Origin of the sequence: Allobaculum sp. (assembly GCF_047010065.1) — a bacterium.
Taxonomy (GTDB): domain Bacteria; phylum Bacillota_I; class Bacilli_A; order Erysipelotrichales; family Erysipelotrichaceae; genus Allobaculum; species Allobaculum fili.
This window is the reverse complement of record NZ_JBKXLD010000025.1, coordinates 1-22191: the sequence shown is the minus strand read 5'-3', so window position 1 is coordinate 22191 and position 22191 is coordinate 1. Positions and strand designations below refer to the sequence as shown.

The following is a 22191-nucleotide window of genomic DNA, read 5'->3' as shown; positions in this document are numbered from 1 at the left end:
GCCTGATCGAGAAGATCGTAATGCAGGACAGCCTTCCATTGGGCATACAGCGTGATTTCCGTATCGTCTTCGCCGCCGGTCAGCTGGGCTTCATCGGCATAAGCGGTACCAGTACCATCGGCCTTTGTATTCCAGCCGGTAAAGATCCAGTCGAATCGGGTAAAGGTATTTTTGGGCAGTTTATTTCCCTCTTCTCCTTTCCAGAGCAGAGGTTCCATAGTGCCGGTTCCGCCATTTGCAGCGAAGGTTACCATATGAGACGGTATCTTTTTCCATTGAGCATATAACGTAAGTTCAGAGTCTTCTTCACCGCCGCTCAGCTGCGCTTCATCCGCGTAGGTAATACCCGTACCGTCAGCTTTCGTATTCCAGCCCGTGAATTCATAATCCGTTCGGGTAAAGCCATTTTTTGGCAAAGCGTGATCTTCTTCACCATTCCAGATCAGCGTCTCCATATCGCCTGTGCCGCCATTGGCTTCAAAGGCAACCTGATGCGAAGGAATTTTCTTCCATTGTGCGTATACGGTGAACTGGTCAATGGAGTAATCCACGTCAATCGTATCGCCAACCGCGATATTATCACCGCTGCCGTCGGCTTTTGTATTCCAGCCGGTAAACGTGTAGCCTTCGCGGGTAAACGAGCAATCTGGAACGCGAGCGGACGTATCCGAAGGTACGCTCACCTCAATGGAATCCATCGTTCCAGTACCGCCGTTGGCATCAAACGTCCAGGTGTTCGCATGCAGCTCGAATTCCCATACCGGGTTGAGTTCAATATTTTCTTCGCTCAGTCCAGCTGTATATTTCGTGATGGTTTCTTCACTATTGGCTTTTTTCCACCCGATGACTCTGGCATGGAATGGGCTCCCGTCAAAGGCGCCCGTTCCAAGCGGAAGGCTGACTTCCAGATCGGCGGGAAGAGAAATCGTTTTGGTCAAACCATGCGCTTCGTCGACGAGAGTCGCCGTTTTGGCTCGTCCCCACCAGCCATCCATGTCTTCGGTCCATGTAACTGTTCCATCAGTCAGTTCTGCGGACGTATACGGTCCGTGCAGGTTCTGGCTGACCCAGGAATCCCCGTAGGCGTCGCTGTTTTTCGATTTGACAAGCGCCTGCTTATTCGGGCGGATCATGCTCAGGTAATCTGCAGAAAGTCGGATTGCGGTAAGCGGATTGGAGAACAAATAACTCGATGTATCACTGAAAAACATCTGTGCGGTATTCCAGCCCGATAAATCCAGATGAGTGACAGCAGTATTGTTTAGAATATTGTCCGCACTGAACCATTTTTCGGTTTTCCAGTGGCTCATCGCATTCGCATCTTTCAGATTTGTGCAGTTTTCAAACATCTGCGCATAGGAACTGGCGCTGGCTGTATTCCAGTTTTCCAGTCCCTTCAGGGATGTAAGAGCAGTATTTCCGGTAAACGTTCCCGCAAAGCCGCTGACTTTCGAAACGTTCCAGTTGGAAAAGACCGAAAGATCGGAAATCGGACAGCTGTTAAACGTCTGGCAGAGGTTGGTCGCGTTCATGGTGTTCCATCCGGACAGAGCAGATACATCGCTCAGCTTCGTGCACCCTTCAAACGTTGAGGACATGGAATCCAGACTGGATTCTTCCGCGGAAAACCAGTCTTCCAGTCCATGCAGAGATTCCAGACTTGTGCAGCCAAGGAAAGCGCCGTTCATGTCGCGAATGGAGCCGCTTTTTCCAAGATTAGCCAGTCCGCTTAAATCGGTGAGTTCCGTACAGCCGGAAAACGTACTGTTCAGTCCCCCTAGTTTAGAAGATTCCCAGGAGGAAAGCGCATCGGTATTTTTAATTTTTGTATTCGCAAAAGCACCGTACATGGTAGTTACATTACTGATATCCCATTCTGCCAGTCCGGAAATGTCTTCAAGTTTTGTATAGTTATAAAACATCTCATACATGGAAGTCAGCGGACTGGAATCAAAATCGGGATGGCAGACGATGCGTGTAACATAGCTTGCCAGATAAAATTTCTTTGGGGTGGTGGCTGTCTGACCAGGTCCAAAATACAGGGTTCCGTCATCCAGAAGATAGTATTTTACTGTTCCCCAGGTTCCATTTTCTTTCTTATCCGAGACATCTGGCAGTTCCTGCGGCGCGGTCGTCGCTTCCTGTGCCAGAACGGTCTGCGGCATGGAGATCATCATCGAAACCGGCGCGCTCAGGCATAAAGCCAGCGACAGCAGCTTCTTCATTGATTGCTTTGTTTTCATACATACTCCTTCGTGCAAAGCGAATGTGCGAAGTTCGAGAATGACCCGAATGATCAGACTGCCCGATCTGACCAGCTGACTCGAACCTGCACCTTTCTGTTTTCAGTGTAGGAGCTATATGGAACCACTTTCCCAAAGTGGGGAAAATCAACATGAAAATGTCGTTTTTCCCTGTATTTTTTAATTACAGTTTTGTTTCATTTTCTGTTACTTTTTCAATCCTCTGTTTTATTTAAAAATCTAGTCGTATACCATATTTGTCTGTATTAAAACGGAGCAATACGTACACATTTTCTGTACTTTCCCCGTTTCTGTAAGACATGAAAAAACGAGCAGAACTGTGCCCTTAGTAATCCGCGCAACGGACGAATTGGACGGTACGTTCTGCTCGTAAATCATTTCTGTTCGTATTCCGGTTCACCGTCTGCAAAGTGTTTACCGGATTCTGAATTTATTGTTTATTCGTATTTTTCTTCTCGTTGGCTGCGCCTTTTGGCGAGAAGCCGTAATAGTCTTTCATGAACTGCTGCTTGTATTCTTCAAAGCGGCCGTCCAGAATAGCCTGTCGAATTTCTTCCGTCAGGCGGATCGTAAAACGCAGGTTATGGATGCTGGCCAGTGTGAAGTACTTCTCCCGGTCTTCTGGATCCTGACTTTTGAGAAGCGCGCGCAGTTCATCACGGGTATAGCCGGCCTGGCATACCGGGCAGTCGCAGTGTTCATCGATGACGTCGAGACTTCCTGCGTACTTTTCGATATTGATGTAGCCGTACTTCGTATACAGGCGGCCATGACGCGCTTCGCGGGTGGGGGCGACACAGTCAAAGGTGTCGGCTCCGTTTTCCGAACCGATGAGAATGTCATCCGGCCGGGATAGGCCAAGCAGATGGCGAGGCTTACCTTCCGGCAGTTCTTCGTTGCACCATTTCAGAATTTCTCCAAGATCGCTCTTGAGAAACGCGCCGCCAAGGCCATATCCATCGAAGTCCATCTGACCAAGCTTTTTCGCGGTCGAGCGGCGCAAATCTTCCCAGCGACCGCCCTGCAGTACGCCGTAAAGCGACTGGCGATAGCCGAGATCGTCGCGGTGCTGCTTATGGACATCGAGAGAAATCTGCGCCCAGCGTTCCGTACGCTCCAGCGCTTCCTTATTGTATTCATACGTATCGGCCAGAGACGTCAGTTCATCAAACGCCATATGAATGTCCGCACCGATCCGGCACTGAATTTCCATGGATTCTTTCGGACCGATAAAGTCATCCTGATCGGTGAATGGATCGTGGAACTGAATGCCGTCTTCCATGACAATAGCCAGACGCTCCTTTTTCGGCGCGTTGACGACTTCCTTTTCCCGGTCCATGCTGACGACTTTGCCGATGCCGCTTCCAAGCGACATGACCTGAAAGCCGCCGGAGTCCGTCAGCGTCGGACTGTTCCAGCCGGACCACTTCGCCAGACCGCCGGCATCTGCGATTTCCTGCGAACGGCCGCGCAGATGGTAGCCGTTGGAGAGCATCGCCTGCGCGCAGATTTCCTTCAGCTGCTCCATGCTGACGTAACGAACTTCGCCATGGGTTCCAACACACATGAATGCAGGTGTATGAATATCCCCGTGCGGCGTGTGAATAATTCCTGCGCGACCCAGATGGCCTGGAATTCTCTCCAGGATTTCAAAGGAAAAGCGATTGGGAAAGCTTTGCTGGGTCGTATCTTTTGTTTCCATTCTGTCTTCTGCAGAAGAAACGGATGTCTGATCCATATTCATAACCTGCCTTTCTGTGTATTCACGATACGTCCAGAAAGACTGCATCTTCTGGACTGTTTTTTTCGTTTAAAGCCTTGCTTGGGACGAAAGTCTCGATGTTTCCATCCGGTTCATGCGTTTTGGAAGAAGGGCTTCGTCTCTTGTTTCGATCGGAGATGCGAATTTTCCGGTACGTTTTCGAACGGTTTACTGCTTTTCATTCAGCCATTTTTTCAGCGCTTTTTCAATGGCGATTTCGACGGGCGAGAGAACGAACTCCAGTCCCATTCCGAGAATATAGGCAAACAGAGCCTGCATCAGAAATTCCTGGAAGGAGAGAACGCCGAGAAAAGCGATCGTTTCGAATACGATCGTATCGAGAATATGCGCAAAAACCGAAGAGGTCAGCGCACGCGCGATAAAGCTTCGGGCAAAGATTCCGGAGGACGCGCGCATTTTTTCGAAGAGATAGTTGTTGAGAAGACTGCTGGTCAGATAGCCGCTAAGACTTCCCAGAATAATGCGGGGCGAAAAACCAAGCACCATCGCATACGCTTCCTGCATATCCCAGCCGGGATACGGCGGCAGTGCGATTACGACATAAAAGACGAGTGCCGCAATCACGTTGACGAGAAAGCCTGCATAGATTACGCTGCGGGAACGGTCTTTTCCGTACAGTTCTACAATCAGGTCGCTGAGTATATACGTCAGCGGGAAGAGAACGAGACCGCCATCGACGGCGATTCCGCCCATATTCCAGAGCTTTACCGCTGCCAGATTGGAGATCAGCAGGGCGCCGGCACTCAGCGCGGTCATGTAAATCATCAGCTTGAACTTTTTCGAGCTGAAGGTTTCCTGTGCCTGTTTAGGTTGTTTCTGATTCATGTTTAATCAATCCTTCTTTTCCTGGGCAGGCCGCCTGCACTGGCTGGATCGACGGGGAAACCAGTATTGCCAGCGTTCCTATCCGATTTCTGGGACAGAGAAATACAAAATGCGAACGAACCTTTCCAAGAAGGTGCGGCCTTTGAAAGTATACATTTTTCTGCTTTTTCCTGCTCTGATCCATACTCCAGAATGACACGGATATAAAAACGGGGTTCTGTTCAAAAAGACGAAGCCATTCCGATCGTCTGGAAGCGGCCTGGAAGGCAGCAAAAGGCGCGGCAAAAATTGCCATATAAAAACGCAGACGCCTGACCAGAGCTGTTCTGGTTCTGCGTCTGCGCAGAGATTCAAATCGGTTTTGATGATGCTGGATTTTTTAAATCAGGATTCAAAGACGAAACTGGGTTGTCTGGTTAAACGAGAATCATCGAATTCTCAATTCAGCCCTTTAGTCCTTTTTCGCATCGGCAGTCGCCATTGTCGACAGCAGCGAAGCGACCTTGCGGGAGTATTCGACTGGATCCTTAATGGCAAAGCCCTGAATCAGGCACGCCTGATCGTAGAGGATCTGCGCGATTTCCTTAACCTTGTCCTTATCGGTTACATACTCTGTACGCAGGACGTTCCAGATCGGGTTGTTCGGATTGATTTCCAGAATACGGGAAGCCTGCAGACCCGGGTTAGTGTCTTCGCCAGCCTGTTTGGCAAAGACATCAAAGATGTGCTCCATTTCAAAGGAGAGGCCGTCGCCGGCAACGAGCATAACCGGATCATCGACCAGACGGTTGGACAGACGGACTTCGCTGACTTCAGGCAGTACGTCCTTCATGTACGTCAGCAGGTCCTTGTTTTCTTCGTTCTGAGTCTTCAGAGCTTCTTTTTCTTCTTCGGTATCGAGATCGAGATCGCCCTGAGCGGCGTTCTTGAAGCTGTGGCCGTCGTACTGGCTGATCATCTGGATGATGAACTCATCGACTTCATCGGTCAGATACAGAACCGGATAGCCTTTGGCTTTCAGCTTGGCCGCTGCCGGCAGCTTGTTCAGCGTATCGATGTTCGTTCCAGACAGATAGTAAATGTCCTTATCTTCTTCCGGCATGGAAGCGACAAATTCCTTGAGCGATTTGTACTTGCCGTCATCGCTGGTCGGATACATGAGCAGGTTTTCCAGCTTGCTGGTGTCAGCGCCCTGCGAGTTGTAAATGCCGATCTTCAGGCTGATTCCGAAGTTTTTCCAGAAGCTCAGATAGTCTTCCGGTTTCTTCTCCTGCATGCTTGCCAGAGCGGAAAGAACTTTACGTTCGGTCTGCTTGCGGATGAAGCGCAGCTGATGATCGTGCTGAAGCATTTCACGCGAAATGTTCAGCGACAGATCCTGCGAATCGACCAGACCCTGCATGAAGCGCAGGTAATCCGGGAGCAGGCTCTCGCAGTGGCTTTCAATCAGTACGCCGCGCGAATACAGTTCCAGACCCGGTTTAAAAGTGCTGGAGTAGAAGTTTTCCGGACGCTTGGACGGTACGTACAGCAGCGCGGTAAAGGAAATCGAACCGTCAATATTGAAGAAGATCGTATCGAGCGGTTTGGTGTAGTTGTTGAAATGATCCTGATAGAACTGATCGAATTCTTCCTGCGTGATTTCCGATTTCTGTTTTTTCCAGAGCGGAATCATGGAGTTCAGGGTGCGTGTCTCGGTAACCGTTTCGAATTTCGGTTCTGCCAGCTCTTCCGCTTCCTTCGCTTCTTCATCCGGTTTTACCGGTTTCTGCGTCGTGATATCCATTTCAATTGGATAGCGGATATAGTCGGAATATTTCTTAACGAGCATCTCCAGTTTCCAGGAATTCAGATATTCGGAGTATTTCTCGTTTTCGTCATCTTCTTTCAGAAGCAGGGTGATGGTTGTACCATGATCGTCCCGTTCGGCTTCTTCAATCGTATAGCCGTCGGTTCCATCGGATTCCCACTTCCAGGCCTGATCGCTGCCGAGCGCCTTCGAAACGACGGTGACTTTGGACGCAACCATGAATGCGGAATAGAAGCCGACGCCAAACTGACCGATGATGTCGACATCGGAATTGGCTGCCGCTTCGGAGTCACTGCTGGCTTCCGGGTTTTCACCGGCTTCCTTTTCCTTCTTGAGCTCTTCCTTGAAGGCAAGCGAGCCGGATTTAGCGATGGTACCCAGATTGTCTTCGAGTTCTTCTTTGGTCATGCCGATTCCGTTATCGGAAATCGTGAGCATTCTTGCGTTTTCATCAAAATCGATGCGGATCGCCAGTTTTTCTGGAATCTTATGGTTTTTCAGCGAATCCAGATAGTATTTATCGAGTGCATCGGACGCATTCGAAATCAGCTCACGCAGAAAGATTTCCTTGTGCGTGTAAATGGAATTGATCATCAGATCAAGCAGGCGGCGCGATTCCGCCTTGAATTCTTTTCGTTCAGACATTCAGACCTCCATAATCGAACTCGCGCGTATACGCGAATTAGCACTTAATCTCTAAGCTTGCTAACAGTATAGTTCTCTATACTTTCGTTTGCAAGCTCAATACCGTGCTTTTCCAACGGATTTATTCCAACAGAAAAAGCCGGCTTTCACCGACTTTTTTGCCTGAATAATAATGATTTTGTACTGGAAGAGAATTACGCTTGAGCCGAAACCGCTTCGATCATTTCTTCTTTGGTTTCTTCTGCTGCTTCTTCTGCCTCTTCTGCTTCCTCTTTCAAGGCAGCTTCTTCCGCTTTTTCTGCAGCTTCTTCGGCCGTTTCGTTTTCGGCATCTACAACCGGCAGATTCTGCTCGCTCAAAATGAACTGATCGAGCATTTCAAAGTCGCGATCTTCACCGGCGACGTTCACGCGGCTCTGCAGAACGAGCTCGCCGTCCTTAAGCGTGTAGAGGAACAGCGCAATCGGCTCGGCTTCCTTGTCGTTGACACGACGGTAGATCGTCAGCAGGCGGTTGCGAATCTGGTCCGGCGTACCTTTGAGATCCTTAACGGATTCCAGAATCATTTCCAGATCCGAGAAGAAGCAGACTTCGCTTACGCCCTGGGAAGCGATCTGCACGCTGTAGTCGCCCAGCCAGCTGCCTTTCTTTTCGCCGATCAGAATCATGCGTTCAAAATCGGTGCAGGCTGTCAAATGATAAATGCCTTCGTAGCAGAATTCGTTGGTATCTTCATCCAGTCCGCAGAGCATCTGAACCAGTTCCGTTTGCGTTCCCGGCTCATTTTTGCGGGCGTTTTTTCGAATAATCCAGATTCCGAGATCGTCGGAAATCAGGCTGTTGTCGTCCTGAAGCATTGCGACAATTCGCTTCATCTGTGCCGATGCGTCGCTCAGTTTGCGAAAGGACTTGCCGTTAAAAGGAGCTGTGCTTTCTCCTTCGCTCGAACCCAGTCGAACTTCGTAGGTTTTCATAATCAAATTCACCTCATATCTATTTGTCTATGATACAGAAAAAGAATCCATTTTTAAACATCCCCTTAATCCATACCAAGTTATGCAAATCCTTTCTTTGATACGATTTTGTCCGAATCGGCCGGCTCTGGGCATCTCATTTGACCCGTCCGGCCGTTCTCTGAAAGCATGAAAAGGATTCGATTTTTGACGGGTGATCCTGTAAGAAAGAGCGGGATTTCATTATTCGCTTTGACTTCGCCGTTTGCCGCCTTCTGTTTTATACAGAAAGCTGGATCTATACATAGCTCTGTCCGTAACATTTCGATCTTGCATGCGGGGGCGATGTCGGACAGGATCAGGGATTCCTCGTCGATTTTCTGACGTTTTTTCGTGCACTCCTTTGGGAGTTTTACGCTTTCCTTTTCATTACGGCGTGCAATGCTATACTGAAAACCGAATGAAATTTTATGTAACAAATTGAAAGAGGAAATCAATACGTATGTCGATTCATATTAATCATCAGCTGCCCGATCCCGACCTTCTCAAAGAAGAAATCCCGATGTCGGACAAAGCCAAAGCCATCAAAGCCCAGAGAGATAAGGAAATTGCGGACATTTTCACCGGCAAGGACGATCGCTTTATCGTCATCGTCGGTCCCTGCTCCGCGGATAATGAAGACAGCGTTCTCGAATACTGCCACAAGCTCGCCGGTCTGAACGAAATTGTTAAAGACCGTCTGATGATCATTCCGCGTGTCTACACCAATAAGCCAAGAACGACTGGAGACGGCTATAAAGGCATGCTCCACCAGCCGGATCCAAACGCACAGCCCGACCTGCTTGAAGGTCTGAAAGCCATTCGCCGCATGCATCTGCGTGTCATTGAAGAAACCGGCCTTTCCACAGCGGATGAAATGCTGTACCCGGAAAACCGTTCCTTTCTGGACGATATTCTGTCCTACGAAGCGGTCGGTGCCCGTTCGGTCGAAAACCAGCAGCATCGTCTCGTCGCCAGCGGCATCGACATTCCGGTCGGTATGAAAAACCCGACATCCGGCGACTTTTCCGTCATGATGAACTCCGTCACGGCTGCCCAGCATCCTCATTGCTTCATTTACCGCGGCTATGACGTACAGACCGACGGCAATCCCCTCGCCCACGTCATTTTGCGCGGCGGCGTCGACAAGTACGGCAAGACCATCCCGAACTACCATTACGAAGACCTGAAAATCGTCAGCGATCTGTACAAGAAAGCCGGTCTCGCCAACCCGGCGGTCATCGTGGACGCGAACCATTCCAACTCCGATAAGAAATACAAGGAGCAGATCCGCATCGTCATGGACGTCATGCACAACCGCAAGTATCATCCAGAAATCCGCAAGCTTGTTAAAGGCGTCATGATCGAATCCTATCTCATTGAAGGCCGTCAGGACATCTGCGAAAACTATGTGCGCGGTCAGAGCATTACCGACCCGTGCCTGGGCTGGGAAGATACAAAGCGTCTGATCCTCGATATTTACGCCAAAACCAAAGAATACTAAGCCGATGTTTTCCAGGCATTCTGCCTGCCAAACAAAAATCGCGCCGGAAATTTGCCAATTTCCGGCGTTTTTTCGTCTTCGCCTGATTGAGCAGATCGAATAAACGCAGAAGCAAAGAAACGCTGTCTTCACCTGCCGCAGCGGATTTTCGCGCTTCAGAAAGACTATGTGAAATTTTGGAAGATCCCTCTGCCTTAACATTTTATCCGATATCGGATATATTCTATTTTGTCCGATTTCGGATAAATTTTAGGAGGTTTATATGACGAACACGCTTGCGCAGCACTATTCGATTCCAAAGCTGCTGCGCTTCACGCTTCCCACGATTCTTGTCATGGTTTTCACATCGATCTATGGCGTCGTAGACGGCTATTTCCTATCCAGCGTTGCCGGCAAAACCGCTTTTGCGGCAGTCAATTTCATCATGCCGGTTCTCATGATTCTCGCCAGTTTCGACTTTATGATGGGCGCCGGTTCTTCCGCCCTGGTCGGCAAGACGCTCGGCGAACAGAATCCCCAAAAAGCCAGAAAGCAGATGACGAGTCTGCTCACAGCCACGGTGATTCTCGGAATGATCCTGTCCGTTCTTGGCTTGGTCTTTTTGCGGCCATTGCTGGAATGGATGGACTGCAGCGAACAGATGATGCCTTACGCTTTGCAGTACGGATCCATTCTTCAGCTTTCTCTTCCGCTCTACATAATTCAGATGTACTTTCAGAGCATCTTCGTAACCGCCGGAATTCCGCAGGCCGGATTCGCGGTCACGTTTGCGGGAGGCATGCTCAACATTGTGCAGGACGTTCTTTTTGTGGGCGTTCTGGGCTGGGGTGCTCCTGGTGCAGCGATCGCCACTGCCCTTGGACAGCTGCTCTGCGCTGCGCTTTCAATCCTCTGCTTTCTTTCTCCCGCGAAAAAACCGTTTCGTTTGAAAGAGGACAAAGTTCTTTACTTTACGGCCAGCCGCATTCGCCTTAAGGAATTTGGACAGGCGGCTTTGAATGGAATTTCCGAGCTGTTTTCCAATTGCGCGTCTTCTCTGATTTCCATTTTGTACAACTATCAGCTTATGCGGTTTGCCGGTGAAGACGGCGTAGCGGTGTATGGAACGTGATGTACGTATCGATGATTTTCATGGCCGTTTCCATGGGCTATACCGTCGGCTGCGCGCCGCTCGTCTCCTGTCAGTATGGAGGGGGCGATAAGCAGGAGCTCGCCAGCCTTACCCGTAAATCGCTGTGGATTGTGGCCGTGGGATCTGTGGGCATGTTTCTTTCCACCGAACTGCTGGCTGCCCCGCTTGCCCGTCTTTTTGCGGGTTACGATCCCGAACTGATGGCCCTTACGATTCAGGCGTTTAACATCTTCTCGCCTGTGTTCCTGTTTTCCAGCTTTTCGATTTTTGGATCCGGCTTCTTTACCGCGCTCAATGACGGTCCGGTTTCGGCCATCATTTCCGTCGTACGCTCGCTGGTGTTCCAGGTCGGTTTCATTCTGATTTTCACAGCCGTCTGGGGTGTCGACGGCATCTGGTTTTCCATGCCGTGTGCCGAAGCCATGGCGATGCTTACCGCATTTCTTCTGCTCTGCCTTTGCCGTAAGAAATACGGCTATTTCTCGCATGAACAGAAATCCGGCCCGATGGAGCCCAACGCCCATGCGATCTAAAACGCATCCGGCTGGAGACGCCGCTCGTTTTGGGCTCCCGCGACAATGGTAAACTGGAAGAAGACCAGACCGATATGATGCCAGACAATCGAAGTTTGAAAAATTCCGCTTCCTGCCTGATCCGGAAGACGGCATCGAATGTAACTGCCAAATCTGGTCCTAAGCGAGGAAATGAGTCATGGATGATACGAAAAAGCGCAGCAGTATCCCAGCGAAAAACGGACGCTGTGCGCCGGAGCTGTATAACGAACTTGTCGATCTTGAATCGGACAACTGGGCTACGTACCTTACGGCTGCCAAAACGCTTCAGATTACGGAAAATGAGCTGTGGGTTCTGCTCGAGGTGTTCGATGCCGATCCTCCTTTATGTCAGGCCGACATCGCCAGACGCATTCACATCCCGGTCCAGACTCTGAATTCCGCGCTGTCCAAAATGAACCGAAAAGGATGGATTGACTTCGTACCGATTCCCGGCTCCCAGAAAGCCAAAGGCGTCAAACTGACTCAAGCGGGCCGGAAAAAATTCCATCCGGTACTGGCAGGCATTCATCAGGCGGAGACCAATGCCTTTGCCTCGCTCGATCCAGAGCAGGCCAGAGCCATGCTCGATTCGATTCATGCCTATACCCTTACTTTCCAGAGCGAAATGAAACGTCTTCTGGATACGATCAAGTCCGATTCGGACGAATAATTGTTCCGCATTCCATCTTGGGGACGCCCCAGTATCGGACATTTCTTTGTTCAATCTGTGCGCAGCCTGTACTTTTCGGGCTTAGCTCGTTTGTTTTTCCTTTACAGAACCAATACAGACCCGGCAGCTTCCTGAAGGTGCCGGGTTTCTTTCTGTCTGGTACTTTTCACCGACTCTCCTCAAATCGTTCGCGCAGAAAAAAAGCTGCTCTTGTCTGGGCAGACAAAGACAGCGTCCATTTCTTTCTGCGTCGATTTGGGATTATCCAGGAAAACGGCGGCGCAGATCTTCGGTGATCTGGATCCACAGCGCTTCCGATTCATCCGGATCGGCCTGTTTCCACTCCCCAAAATAGGAAATAAAGCCCATCCGGCTCGCCTTCGCGATCAGTTCCAGATCCTGGGCACTCAGCTTAATGTAAAGCGGATTGCGGGATGGCGTTTTCTCATAGTCGAGTGCAAGCCGGCTGATCAGCGATTCGAACGCCTTCATCACGTCTTCTTTTTCCCCGCTCATTTCAAAGCAGATCGCCGGGCGCAGAAAGCCAAAGTCATCGGCGTCCGTCAGCCGGGCTTCGGCGATGATTTCTTCTCCGTTTTTCAGGATCGCGCTTTGATCGATCCAGTCCACATTCCAGTCATCAGGAAGCGGGCTTTCCTGATGGATGACCCGCTTTGGCAGGACCATCAGAACTTCCTGATCAAGAAGTTCCCCCGCAAGACTGTCCATTTCTTCCTTCATCGGTTTTGAATTCATACTTCCCCTCTTTTCTCTGTTCCTCATCTCTGCATCCGAAAGGAACACTTCAGTGATTCTAACGGCTAAAGCATCCGGCGCAAAGAAACCGGACGAATTTGCGTCCATATGGACAGGATTGGATCAAAAAGCACCTGAATCCGGTATACTTCCAATACATCGCCTGGCAAACCAGAAAATTTGCATTCTCGGCTTTCCTGAAGAGTTTTTCAGAGGAATGTCGATGAAAAAACGCGATGTGAAAAAGAAAGGAAAAGCCGCATTTGCGTCTGCGTGCGGCATATTGCATATGTCATTACCCTCCCTTGAAGAAACCGTTCGCCGCATTTATCTCTGCGAAAACACCAACTGTGCCGAAACGCTGATTCTGGCCTGCGATGAAGTTTACCAGCTTGGTCTGCCCAGAAAGCAGGCATCCATTCTCATGTCCGGCTTTGGTTCCGGTCTGTATACCGGCAACGTATGCGGCGCGCTGTGCGCCTGCAACGCCGCGCTTTCCTGCCTTCTCGTTGAAGACAAGGCGCATCTTTGCGAACCGCTGCGCGCCAGTCAGGCAGCCCTCGTTCGAAACTTTAAAAATCATGTCGGCGATACGCAGTGTGCCAAATGCAAAATGCTTCATCATTCCAAAGAAGAGCGCTGTCTCAAGACGGTGACTCTGGCCGCTCAGGTCATGGAACAGACGGTTGCCGAGCTTCAGGAAAAAGGCGTTCTGCAGCTGCCGGCCGAACTGAAAAGCGAATAGCCCGCTGCGTTCCCTTTCCTCTGTCCGAATCGAAACGCGATCCGCAATAAAGAAAGGATCTGCGACTGCCCAGTACTGAAAAAGACCTCTTTCGCTCACGTGCGCAGACACGTAAGCAGAAAAGAGGTCTTTTGTGTTAATTGTCGAATTTAATACATCCAATTTGGATTACTTGTCATCCTCATCGTCTTCGTCGTCTTCTCTGGCGTCGATGGCATCCCAGGCTTCTTCGAGTTCTTCGTCGGTATCCTTGGCATGAAGCATGGCTTTATACTTTGGATCGTTTTCCGCCAGACGCAGTCTTGCGGCCAGCAGGGATGCCTGTTTGCGCGACTTATTGAGAAGTCGTGCATACACCAGGAATACCCAGAGCGCGATGACAAACAGGACCGCCGAAGCGATCATGACGGCCTTGAATCCCTTGAACCACCACTGGAAGAACAGGGATACCGCCGAGCAGACCATAACCACAAAGAGCAGGAACATAGTCGAGCGGCAGGACGAGGAAAATTTCGTGAAATAGCGATATTTCTCGGCTTCGTTTTCAATGACTTTTGTCAGGTTGCCGTCCTTGCGTTCATTGCGGACAACGTACCAGCCCGCGTCGCGCTTGTTGCGGCTTGGAGACGTATCGATTTCTTTCCAGCCTTCTTCTTCCAGAGAATCCCAGTATTCATCGGAAGGTTCCTTGGCAAAGTAGAGAATCTTGTAATAGAAATCGTGCGGTTTGCCTTTGATAAAGTAGAACTTCTTGCCTTCATGGTGAACGTAGTGGAAGCCCTGACGGGACTGGGTGTTGAGGTATTCTTCGGTTTTCTTGTAGTCGGAAAGCAGGAAGCGCTTCTTATCGAGGTATTCGTCGTAGCGGTAGTCATCGACTAGCGATGCCTTTGGATCGTAAACAGCGTTGTCTTCTTCCTCTTTACGCTTGCGCTCGGCTTCCCGTTTGGCGGCTGCGGCAGCACGTTCTTTGGCTTTTCGCTCTTTTTCCGCCTTTTTCTGCTCTTCCATCTCCCGGACCTGATCGGTCAGGGAAGGCATGGAGTGGGTACGGCCGATCACAACCGGCGCATCCGCAGGATCGGCAGCGGCGGTTTTTGCGAGTTCGGCTTCGCTGTTTTTATCCTTTTCGGTATGAACCAGAATGTCTTCTTCCGCGATTTCCGTTTCCGGCTGTCCAAAGCCGGAATGGAGCAGTTCACTGAAGCTGGTCGGCTTTTTCTCATTGCCAAACAGCTCATTGGAATTGACGAGTTCTTCAAAGCTAAGCTCTTTTTCCACTTCCGGATTCAGTCCGTCGCCCGGCTTGGCTTTATGGGGATCGTTTGAAATCAGATCTTCCATGCTTTCGAGATTCGAATAAAAGCTTTCGGTGCTCGCCTGACGGGCTGCAGCCGTGCTTTCCTTGCGCGAAGAAGATTCCGGCATGAACATCGGTAAAATTTCTTCTTTTACCGGCGTTTCAGCGGGTGTTTCTTCGATTTTTGGTTTGGCTTCTTCCGCTGGCTTTTCTTCCGGTTTTTCCTTCGGGGTACTTTCATCTTCCGGTTTGGAGGCCCCAAACGTCTGGCGCAGACGCTTGCCTAAGCGGCTGCCTTTTTTCTTTGGCTTTTTCGTAATCGTACGCGCTTCTTCTAAAGCCGCGTTGACATCGAACGTTCCAAATTCAGGTTCTTCAATATTCAAAGAAGAAATCGGGGCATCGCGAAGCAGATCGGAAAAAATCCCATCGTCTTCCGGCGCCGCGTTCTTTTCCGTTTCTTTGGCGGATTCGGCCGGCTCTTCTTCCATAGCGGTTTCTTTTACGATTGTGGAATGAATGACAAATTCTTCCGGCTGTGATGCCGTATTCGAGGAAGCCGTCGTGTTTTCATCCTGCAAAGTGGAGGGTTCTGCGTTTTCTGCAGCTGCGGATTCAGAAACGGTTTCTTCGATTTTGTTCTGTTCTTCGGACATGCTCATCACCTTGTTCTCAGGATGAACCCTGAGCCTTTCGTTCCATTCTAACCATAATTAAGCAATACGGTCAAACGACGGCGAAAAGCGGCCGTTGACAAACACATCCTCTTCTGTTCCATCCGCGCGTACCCCGGTAATGTGCAGATCTTCGGCTCCGACCATGAAATCAACGTGAATATCCGACTGATTCATGCCGTGCGCTTCCAGTTCTTCACAAGATGCACCCTCGAGTGCGGGCAATGTTTCCATGTACGACTGACCAAAGGCAAAATGGCAGGCGGCATTTTCATCGAGCAGTGTATTGTAGTAAATCCGGTTTTTCTGACGGATCGGCGAAGTTTTATCGACAATCGCGATTTCGCCTAAGTATTTGCCGTTCGGGTCGCTTTCCAGCAGGGCTTTCAGACTCTCGTATCCTTCTCTGGCATGGAAATCGATAACTTTGCCGTCCTGAAACGTAAAGCCGAAACCGTCGATGCGCATGCCGTTCCAGTTGAGCGGCATCACGGCTTCCAGCGTACCGTTGACGCCGGTTTTCAGCGGGGTCGAAAAGATTTCTTCAGTCGGAATGTTGCAGCTGATGGACAGCCCGCTGGCGAGTTTCGTATCCCCGCCGACAAAAATCGAGCCATCGACCAGATCGACCCAGAGATCGGTCCCGTTCGAAGAGGTGTAGTGAAATTTTTTATAGCCTCTTTCGTTAAGGCGCGCAGCTTTTCTCTCGAGACTGGCTGTATGGGTTTCCCACGCTTCGCGTCCGTCGTCTTCAATCCGGCAAATGGACATCAGATCGTCCCACAGACGATTCACCGCTTCTTCTTCGTCGCATTCGGGATAGACTTTTTTCGCCCAGGCTTTCGTCGCGCAGGGAATAACAGTCCAGGCGATTTTTCCTTCGTCAATGCCGGAACGATAGAGCTGCGTTTTCTTTCGCATCGCCAGCGAACGGCGGGTCATTTTGCGCGGATCTACATCCTTGAATCCGTCCGGATCATCGCCGTCGAGCGCAATGAAGCACGCACCTTTTCGCGCCGCTTCTTCGTAGCGAACGCTCATCCATTCCGGAATGGTTTCCAGAACATCGTCTTTGGCGTGCGTGTAAAACTGACGGCTTAATTCTTCATCGCTCCAGAACACCTGAACATCGCCGGCACCGGCGTTCCAGGCTTTTCGGGAGATGGCATGGACCAGATCGCGCATTTCCGTTTCCGCGCGGATGATGACCAGCTGTCCCGGCTGAACTTTCACGCCCGCATGCACAGCGGCATTAGCCAGACGGTTCAGCTGCTCTTCCCGTTTGCCTGGATTGGTTTTCGTTTTTGGATCACTCATATCCCCTGCTCCTTTTCCGTGTTTTTCTTTCATATTTTCCATATGTATCGTATTTCTATTTCTCATCGTTACCGATCCGGCTTCGAACCCGAAACCGGGTCGTCTCGAAACTTTTCGGTTTGAGGCGTATGCGGACAGATACTGACTTACTGCAGATTTCTGTCCAAATCGCCTGCCGGCTTCGATGCGCCCTCAGGCGCGCTCTCGCTCTCGGTGGAATCTTTGGCCAGCGCCTGCATAGCCTGCGCTCTGGAAACAGTCCGCTTATTTGAAAGCCGGGCATCTGTATATGAATCCGATCGTCCCGCTTTCTTTCCTTTTGCGGCCTGCCGCCTGTAGTAGCGGTCCACAAAAGCCGGCGTTTTTTCGTCGTGCGGCGAGCAGGACGATTTGCAGTTCATGCAGTCGCCAGTACAGTCCGGTCTTTTTTTTGCATTCCTGAATCCGGCAATCGCCAGAATGACCAGAATCAGAATTACAATCCAGTCTGCAAAATTCATACCCTTCCTCCTCGCCTGCATACAGTCGTATGGATTACTCGCCGCAGAAACTGTGCTTGCTCCTGCCGTAAGACATACCTTCTGGCGGGCTTGGACATCGAAAGCCAGATCTGGGCGTTTTCTTTAAAAATCACTTTTTCGTTTGAAGTTCTCATCCATATATATACTGTCACGACGTGTCTCCCTCGGTTGGATGCCCGGGCGGGAGCGGCTGTTGCATAAAATCTCTTTCCTTCATTATTTCAGAATCGGTTTTTCGAAAACAGTTTTTAAAAATGTAAGAGTTTTCTGAAAAATAATTTGTACATTGTTTTTATTATCATTTCCGCATGTTTTATTGCTTTATAAAGGACTTAAAATCACAAAGAGAAGATATATTTTCACAAAGACCGTGCTCCTGGCAGATGGTAAGCTTAAACTGGAAAGCGCTTTCTCCACGAAGAAGCATTTGGTCTGCCGGGCACGCATTTGCCGGGTCTTCTTCCTTCGGGCAAATGAGAAAGCACACTCCCCTCTGACTGAGAAAAAAGGAATGATGCTTATGAAATTTTCGAAACGCTGTACCGCCTGGATGCTTGCGGCGGCTTCCTCGGCCAGTCTGCTCTGCTCCCCTTTCCAGCTGCTGGCTGCGGGCGATGAAGAAACCTGGATCGGATCCGCAAATCTGAGCGATACCGAAACGGCTGCACCCGCTAAAGACGATGTACTCCCCAACGCCAACCAGTTCCGCTATCAGAAAGATGAACTGGCTGCCTTCTGCCACTTTGGACCCAATACGTTCAATGAAATTGAATGGGGCGAAAGCTACGGCAATCGCGCGCCGTCGGATATTTTCCGCCTGGACCGTGATGTCGATGCGGATAACTTTGTAAAAACGCTCAAGGACGCCGGCTTTAAAAAGCTGATCGTCACCGCGAAGCACCATGACGGCTTCTGCATCTGGAACACCGCCTATTCAACCTATAACTGCGCGACAGCCGGCTACAAAAACGGACAGGGCGATGTGCTCGCCGACCTGTCGGCTGCCTGCACGAAATACGACCTCGATATGGGTCTGTACCTCTCGCCATGGGACATTCACGATCCCAGCTACGGCTATAAGGACGCCAACGGCAATCCGACCACGGAAGAAAACGACGTCCTCGACTACAACGACTACTACAACAATCAGCTCGAAGAAATTCTGGGCAGCGATAAATATGGAAACAACGGCCACTTCGTCGAAGTGTGGATGGACGGCGCCAAAGGATCTGGCGCCAACGCGCAGGAATACGATTTTCAGCGCTGGTTTGCGACCATCCAGAAAAACGAAGGCGTGGAAGCCGGCTTTGACGCCGACTGTATGCTCTTTGGGGCGGAATCCTATACGACCGTACGCTGGATCGGCAACGAAAACGGCTACGCCGGCCAGGATACCTGGTCCAAAGTCAATGTCGACCGCGAGCACAACACGATGAGCGACAACAAGAGCGGCGGCTATTCTCTCGGTTTTGAAAACGGCAACCAGTGGGCCGTTCCGGAAGCCGACGCGCGCATTACCTCCGGCTGGTTCTGGGGCAACTCCAAGAAAACGCCAAAGAGCCTTGCCGATCTTTCCAATATGTATTTCGGCTCCGTCGGTCATGGCGCTACCCTGCTGCTGAACATTCCGTTGAACGACAAGGGCGCGCTCGATGAAGCCATTAACGCGCGCACGCTGGAATTTGGCCAGATGATCCGCGATTCCTTCGACAACAACCTGATGCAGGCCGAGGGCGTAACGTTAAAAGCCGACAATGTCCGCGGCAATTCGACCAGCTATTCTCCGGATCTGCTTGTCGATGAAGACGATCAGAGTGTCTGGTCGACCTGTGACGGTACATCATCGGGTACCCTGCTGATCGATTTTGGCGAAACCCGCGAGATGGACTGCGTCAGCCTGGAAGAAGCCATTCAGTACGGCCAGCGCATCAATCACTATGAGGTGGAATACCAGAACGCCAGCGGTGACTGGAACACGCTCGAATCCGGCGTAACCGTCGGTCCAAAACGCCTGATCCGCTCCACGCCCTTTCGTACGCAGAAACTGAAAATCACCGTTTCGACGCCCGATGGAAAAACTCCGGTTCTCAGTGAAATCGGTGCCTATAAGCTCAACGAAGACATGGAAAAAAACGGAGGCGCTCCGACCGGCATGATCGTGACGGATGTCACCAGCCCAAGCGTAACGACTACTGGCAGCTGGAACGCCGAAACCGGCATGCAGTATACGAACAACACGAACAAATGGGTCAACGCCGGCAGCGGCGCCACAATGACCTGGACGTTCACCGGAACCAAAAGCTGCATCGTCGGCACCCTCGATCCCGGACATGGAACCGCCGATGTCGAAGTAGACGGAAAGCCCGCCGTTACGATCAACATGTCCAAGTCTCCGCGTAAAGTCGGCCAGATTCTTTTTGAAACCGATACGTTAGAACCCGGCACGCACACCGTAAAAATCACGCCGAAAACGAGCGCGACTGGCATCGAAGCCTTCTATTCGATCAACAACGAAAACAAGGGCATGGTCGGCATCGAACAGGCTGCCTATACGATGGGCGAAAACGAAACGCTTCAGGTTAAGCTCGTCCGCACAGGCGGAACGGCTCCAGTCGATGTGACCTTCTCGCCAAACCCGGGTACCGCCATCCAGGATGACTTCAACACCGAACTGATTCATCAGGTGCACTTTGCGCAGGATGAAATGGAAAAGAACGTTACCGTGGTTACCCGCCGCAACACGAATAAGACCGGAAACCTGCAGTTCAGCGTTGAACTGACGAGTGCCGATCCCGACATGATTCTCGGCTTCAACTCCAAAGCCGCGATTACCATTCTCGATACCGAATCGAACTTTGAAAACTATACCGAAGCCAATCCGTTCGTCTTCCCGACCAACGGCAAGCAGGCCACGCTCGAAGCCGAACACGCCATTCTTACCAACACCGGCGCAGCGGATGAGCAGTGGAAGCTGAACGTTGCGCAGGCCGACTGGGCAAGCAACGGAAAATACGTCGACTCCTGCAACGAAAACGACTACATCGAAATTCCGTACGTGGCCGAGCAGACGGGCGACTACACCTTTACGCTTTCCTATCGTTCCGGCGCGAACGCCAACGCAATCGCCTGGTCGGAAGCTAGTGGAAAAATCGCATCCGGTTCCGTTACGGCCGGTGCGGATAGCCCAAGCGCGACCCATACGAAAACCTTTACGCTGACCGTCCTCAAACCAGGCGCCGGCGTTCTGAAAATTGCAGCTGGGCCAAACAAGGCTCCGCAGATGGATAAATTCGATATCACAGCGCCAGAGATCCTCCTCGACAAAACCGTTCTGAAAACCACAATCGACGCGATCCCGGAAGATACATCCGCGTTTGGCGAAGGCGAAGCCGTGCAGGCACTGAATGCCCAGCTGACCAGCGCTGAAGCCGTATTTGATAATCCGAACAGTCAGGAAGAAATTAATCAGGCCGCCAAAGCACTCAACCAGGCATGGCTTGAAGTTCGTCTGCTTCCCGACGAAACGCTTCTTGCCTCTCTGCACTGATTTCCAGGCGATCGCCTTTCCGATCTGCCCTGCAGGAAATCCAGAGATACAAATCCCCCTTTGAACTCTTGGAAAAGCGTCCAATTCCGGGCGCTTTTCTTTCTTTCCTGCTCTCTTTTGGGCATCGGCGGCACTCGCCTTTTTTAAGCATTCGTCTTAAAAATTGGTTTGACGAACCGCCAAAAACCATAGAAGATGAATAGGAAATGTAAGCGTTTGTATGAAAATACAGTTTGTTTCCCCGCACAAGCGGCTTCTTTTCGGGCAAAAAAGAAAGTCTCTTCTCCCCAGCTTGACACGGTTCACATTCGGGCCTACATATCCATAGTTTCAAGGAAAAACCGTTCACGCTCAATGAACATTCAGATGCTGCACTGGCTTTTCTGCTTTTTCAAGAGTCAGTCTAGCCTGCCAAAATACAGACGCTGCGCAAATCAGCGTAAACGATCGTCGGCTGTATCCAGCCGGCAAAAAAGAGAAAAAAATGAAAAAAGCAGGCTGTTTTTTTGCCTGCAAAGAAAAGAAAGGAAAAACTTATGAAACGACCAGGACGCCTGATGCTTTCGCTCGGGTTATTGAGCTCTGTAGCCGCCAGTACGGTGCTGCCGTTAAGTGAAAGCCTGATCCTCCCGCTTTACGCCAACGACAGCGATGAAGCGCAGGTCATTCACGCTTCCGATTTTGGTGCGGATCCAACCGGTACGAAAGACTCGACGCAGGCGATTCAAAAAGCACTTGCCGCCGCAAAAGAACTGCGGGAAACGTCCGGAAAGCCGGTTACGGTTTCCTTTGAAAAGGGCGAATACCAGATTTACAGGGACTTTGCGGCGACACGTGAAATTCACACGTCCAATACGAGTTCCACCGACTATCCGACCAAGACAATCGGCATTCTCATTGAAGATCAGCAGGATCTGACTCTCGAGGGCAACGGATCGCTTTTCATGATGCACGGCAACATGATGGCTCTTGCGGTCACTCATTCCAAAAACATTACCCTGCATGACTTCTCCTGGGATTTTGCGGTACCAACCACATCCGAAATGACCGTTTCGCGCATGTACAGCGAAAACGGCAAGGATGTCACGGAATTTTACGTTCCCAAGTGCTTCCCGTATCAGATCGACGGAACCACGTTCCGCTGGACGAGAG

16 protein-coding genes are annotated in these 22191 nt (G+C 50.6%); 7 read left to right on the top strand and 9 right to left on the bottom strand.

The window, feature by feature from the left end:
* The 5 genes from ACLUYS_RS03795 to ACLUYS_RS03775 form a co-directional block, all read right to left on the bottom strand.
* A partial coding sequence (locus ACLUYS_RS03795; RefSeq protein WP_412659133.1) for a BspA family leucine-rich repeat surface protein occupies positions 1–2243 on the bottom strand: 2243 nt, incomplete at its 3' end.
* A gap of 451 nt (positions 2244–2694) precedes the next feature.
* A complete protein-coding gene (gene tgt / locus ACLUYS_RS03790) occupies positions 2695–3966 on the bottom strand; it encodes a tRNA guanosine(34) transglycosylase Tgt (RefSeq protein WP_230267870.1) in 1272 nt (423 codons plus the stop codon).
* 228 nt (positions 3967–4194) lie between these two features.
* A complete protein-coding gene (locus ACLUYS_RS03785) occupies positions 4195–4872 on the bottom strand; it encodes a queuosine precursor transporter (RefSeq protein WP_230267869.1) in 678 nt (225 codons plus the stop codon).
* A gap of 451 nt (positions 4873–5323) precedes the next feature.
* Complete coding sequence (htpG, locus tag ACLUYS_RS03780; RefSeq protein WP_230267868.1) at positions 5324–7327, bottom strand: molecular chaperone HtpG; 2004 nt, start codon at positions 7325–7327, stop codon at positions 5324–5326.
* Positions 7328–7521: 194 nt separating this feature from the next.
* A complete protein-coding gene (locus tag ACLUYS_RS03775) occupies positions 7522–8301 on the bottom strand; it encodes a hypothetical protein (RefSeq protein WP_288339924.1) in 780 nt (259 codons plus the stop codon).
* 481 nt (positions 8302–8782) lie between these two features.
* Between ACLUYS_RS03775 and ACLUYS_RS03770 the strand changes: the two genes are divergently transcribed.
* The 4 genes from ACLUYS_RS03770 to ACLUYS_RS03755 all read left to right on the top strand — a co-directional run bounded on the left by ACLUYS_RS03770 (position 8783) and on the right by ACLUYS_RS03755 (position 12179).
* Positions 8783–9823, top strand: coding sequence for a 3-deoxy-7-phosphoheptulonate synthase (locus ACLUYS_RS03770; protein ID WP_412659132.1), 1041 nt, complete (start codon positions 8783–8785; stop codon positions 9821–9823).
* 262 nt (positions 9824–10085) lie between these two features.
* Positions 10086–10934, top strand: a complete 849-nt coding sequence (locus ACLUYS_RS03765) for an MATE family efflux transporter (RefSeq protein WP_412659130.1) — start codon at positions 10086–10088, stop codon at positions 10932–10934.
* A complete protein-coding gene (locus tag ACLUYS_RS03760; protein WP_412659137.1) occupies positions 10934–11488 on the top strand; it encodes an MATE family efflux transporter in 555 nt (184 codons plus the stop codon). Before ACLUYS_RS03765 ends, ACLUYS_RS03760 begins: the two co-directional genes overlap by 1 nt.
* A 178-nt stretch (positions 11489–11666) precedes the next feature.
* Positions 11667–12179 (top strand): MarR family winged helix-turn-helix transcriptional regulator, encoded by a 513-nt coding sequence (locus ACLUYS_RS03755; RefSeq protein WP_230267863.1) that lies wholly within the window; start codon positions 11667–11669, stop codon positions 12177–12179.
* Positions 12180–12440: 261 nt separating this feature from the next.
* On the opposite strand, the gene ACLUYS_RS03750 is transcribed toward ACLUYS_RS03755, so the two are convergent.
* Positions 12441–12935 carry a hypothetical protein gene (locus tag ACLUYS_RS03750; protein WP_230267862.1) on the bottom strand — a complete coding sequence of 165 codons (495 nt, stop codon included), beginning with the start codon at positions 12933–12935 and terminating at the stop codon, positions 12441–12443.
* A gap of 223 nt (positions 12936–13158) precedes the next feature.
* Here ACLUYS_RS03750 and ACLUYS_RS03745 point away from each other — a divergent pair, with 223 nt between their 5' ends.
* Positions 13159–13680 carry a C-GCAxxG-C-C family (seleno)protein gene (locus ACLUYS_RS03745; RefSeq protein WP_412659129.1) on the top strand — a complete coding sequence of 174 codons (522 nt, stop codon included), beginning with the start codon at positions 13159–13161 and terminating at the stop codon, positions 13678–13680.
* A gap of 168 nt (positions 13681–13848) precedes the next feature.
* Here the strand turns inward: ACLUYS_RS03745 and ACLUYS_RS03740 are convergent, their stop codons facing one another.
* From ACLUYS_RS03740 to ACLUYS_RS03730, 3 genes are all read right to left on the bottom strand, one after another.
* The gene (locus ACLUYS_RS03740; protein ID WP_412659128.1) at positions 13849–15636 is read right to left on the bottom strand and encodes a DUF2812 domain-containing protein; all 1788 of its coding nucleotides are present in this window, start codon (positions 15634–15636) and stop codon (positions 13849–13851) included.
* 57 nt (positions 15637–15693) lie between these two features.
* Complete coding sequence (locus tag ACLUYS_RS03735) at positions 15694–16971, bottom strand: aminopeptidase (protein WP_230267859.1); 1278 nt, start codon at positions 16969–16971, stop codon at positions 15694–15696.
* A gap of 146 nt (positions 16972–17117) precedes the next feature.
* On the bottom strand, positions 17118–17471 hold the full coding sequence (locus tag ACLUYS_RS03730; protein ID WP_230267858.1) for a FeoB-associated Cys-rich membrane protein: 354 nt from the start codon (positions 17469–17471) through the stop codon (positions 17118–17120).
* A gap of 541 nt (positions 17472–18012) precedes the next feature.
* Between ACLUYS_RS03730 and ACLUYS_RS03725 the strand changes: the two genes are divergently transcribed.
* Both ACLUYS_RS03725 and ACLUYS_RS03720 read left to right on the top strand, forming a co-directional pair.
* Positions 18013–21039: an alpha-L-fucosidase gene (locus tag ACLUYS_RS03725; protein WP_412659127.1), complete on the top strand. Its 3027-nt coding sequence runs from the start codon at positions 18013–18015 to the stop codon at positions 21037–21039.
* Positions 21040–21575: 536 nt separating this feature from the next.
* On the top strand, positions 21576–22191 hold a 616-nt coding region (locus tag ACLUYS_RS03720; RefSeq protein WP_412659125.1), incomplete at its 3' end, for a glycosyl hydrolase family 28-related protein.

Bases quoted from the DNA above. Each gene is read 5' to 3' on its own strand.
- ACLUYS_RS03740 (WP_412659128.1), bottom strand. From the start codon at position 15,636: ATGTCCGAAGAACAGAACAAAATCGAAGAAACCGTTTCTGAATCCGCA.
- ACLUYS_RS03750 (WP_230267862.1), bottom strand. From the start codon at position 12,935: ATGAATTCAAAACCGATGAAGGAAGAAATGGACAGTCTTGCGGGGGAA.
- htpG (WP_230267868.1), bottom strand. From the start codon at position 7,327: ATGTCTGAACGAAAAGAATTCAAGGCGGAATCGCGCCGCCTGCTTGAT.
- ACLUYS_RS03765 (WP_412659130.1), top strand. From the start codon at position 10,086: ATGACGAACACGCTTGCGCAGCACTATTCGATTCCAAAGCTGCTGCGC.
- ACLUYS_RS03735 (WP_230267859.1), bottom strand. From the start codon at position 16,971: ATGAGTGATCCAAAAACGAAAACCAATCCAGGCAAACGGGAAGAGCAG.
- ACLUYS_RS03755 (WP_230267863.1), top strand. From the start codon at position 11,667: ATGGATGATACGAAAAAGCGCAGCAGTATCCCAGCGAAAAACGGACGC.
- tgt (WP_230267870.1), bottom strand. From the start codon at position 3,966: ATGGAAACAAAAGATACGACCCAGCAAAGCTTTCCCAATCGCTTTTCC.
- ACLUYS_RS03730 (WP_230267858.1), bottom strand. From the start codon at position 17,471: ATGAATTTTGCAGACTGGATTGTAATTCTGATTCTGGTCATTCTGGCG.
- ACLUYS_RS03770 (WP_412659132.1), top strand. From the start codon at position 8,783: ATGTCGATTCATATTAATCATCAGCTGCCCGATCCCGACCTTCTCAAA.
- ACLUYS_RS03760 (WP_412659137.1), top strand. From the start codon at position 10,934: ATGTACGTATCGATGATTTTCATGGCCGTTTCCATGGGCTATACCGTC.
- ACLUYS_RS03745 (WP_412659129.1), top strand. From the start codon at position 13,159: ATGAAAAAACGCGATGTGAAAAAGAAAGGAAAAGCCGCATTTGCGTCT.
- ACLUYS_RS03775 (WP_288339924.1), bottom strand. From the start codon at position 8,301: ATGAAAACCTACGAAGTTCGACTGGGTTCGAGCGAAGGAGAAAGCACA.
- ACLUYS_RS03725 (WP_412659127.1), top strand. From the start codon at position 18,013: ATGAAATTTTCGAAACGCTGTACCGCCTGGATGCTTGCGGCGGCTTCC.
- ACLUYS_RS03785 (WP_230267869.1), bottom strand. From the start codon at position 4,872: ATGAATCAGAAACAACCTAAACAGGCACAGGAAACCTTCAGCTCGAAA.